The organism is Paenibacillus sp. E194, from assembly GCF_000935845.1.
GTDB lineage: Bacteria > Bacillota > Bacilli > Paenibacillales > Paenibacillaceae > Paenibacillus_B > Paenibacillus_B alvei_B.
Map to the genome: position 1 here is coordinate 1 of NZ_JMDX01000488.1, position 1,421 is coordinate 1,421.

Here is a 1,421-nt window from a genome sequence, read left to right on the forward strand (position 1 = left end):
TATCACGCGCATCTGTCTGGACAGCGCTGCGGATCAGGAGATGCTGTCACAGGAGTGCGATCGGAATCCGCCGATCATGACGACACCGCAAAACGCAGCTTATGTCATGTATACGTCAGGATCTACCGGAAACCCGAAAGGCGTCGTTGTAGAGCAGCGCAACGTGGTTCGTCTGGTAAAACAAGCGGGCTACATCCCTTTCAGCGCCGAAGATAGAATGGCTCAAACCGGTGCGATCGGGTTCGATGCCAGCACGTTTGAAGTGTTCGGCGCGCTGCTGAACGGAGGATCGTTGTATCCTATACCTAGGGAAACGTTGCTGGATGCGCCTGCGCTGGCGGCGTTTGTACATCGTCATCAGTTGACAACGATGTGGTTGACATCTCCATTGTTCAACCAGCTTGTTCAAAAAGACGCTGCTATGTTCGCGGGTCTTCAGCATCTCATCATCGGCGGGGATGCGTTGTCGCCAGTTCATGTCAATCAGGTGCTGCGTTCTTCTCCTGAATTGTCGCTGTGGAATGGGTACGGTCCGACCGAGAATACGACTTTCTCCACGTGTTTCTTGATTGACCGTGCGTATGAGGAACAGATCCCTATCGGTAGACCGATCGGCAACTCGACGGCGTATGTAGTCAATCAGCACAATCACTTAAATCCTGTCGGCGTGCCGGGGGAGCTTTGTCTGGGCGGAGACGGCGTGGCACGCGGGTATTTGAACCAGCCTGACATGACAGCAGACAAATTCGTGTCCAATCCGTTCGTTACAGGAGAGCGCATGTACCGGACAGGGGATTGGGTGAAGTGGATGCCCGATGGGAATCTGGTTTATTTAGGGCGGATGGACAAACAGGTGAAAATCAGAGGATTCCGGATCGAAGTCGGTGAGATTGAGGCGATGCTCAGCCAGCATCCGACTTTGCGACAGGCGACCGTCGTTGTGCGGGAAGACAGGCCCGGGGAAAAGCAACTGGCGGCATATCTGGTCGGAGAAGGCAGCGCGCAGGAATGGCGGGCATACTTGAGCGAGCGATTGCCAACCTATATGGTGCCGACGTATTTTGTGCAACTTGATAGTTTACCGATAACGCCGAACGGGAAAATCGATACGCGGGCGCTGCCGATTCCGACAGTGTCGTCGTGGAGTCAAGAGGGCTATGCGGCGCCGCAAACGCCAGCGGAGGAACTCGTTTCGGCGGTATGGAGCCAGCTGCTTGGCGTGGAGAGGATTGGTATCTATGATTCCTTCTTTGATTTGGGAGGCCACTCGCTGCTGGCGACGCAAGCGGTTTCGCGTCTGCGCGAGGTGTTCGGCGTGGAGGTGGCGGTGCGCGACCTGTTCCAACACCCGACGATCGAAAGCCTATCCCGTCGATTAACGCTGCTAGCTCAAGGTGGAGAAGGAGAGAAACGCCCACCGA

General features: G+C 55.6%; 1 protein-coding gene. It reads left to right on the forward strand.

Translation table 11 applies throughout. The features are described from left to right. Nucleotides 1–1,421 (forward strand): non-ribosomal peptide synthetase (locus tag AZ66_RS29120; RefSeq protein ID WP_044358132.1); only part of this gene is annotated, 1,421 nt, incomplete at both ends.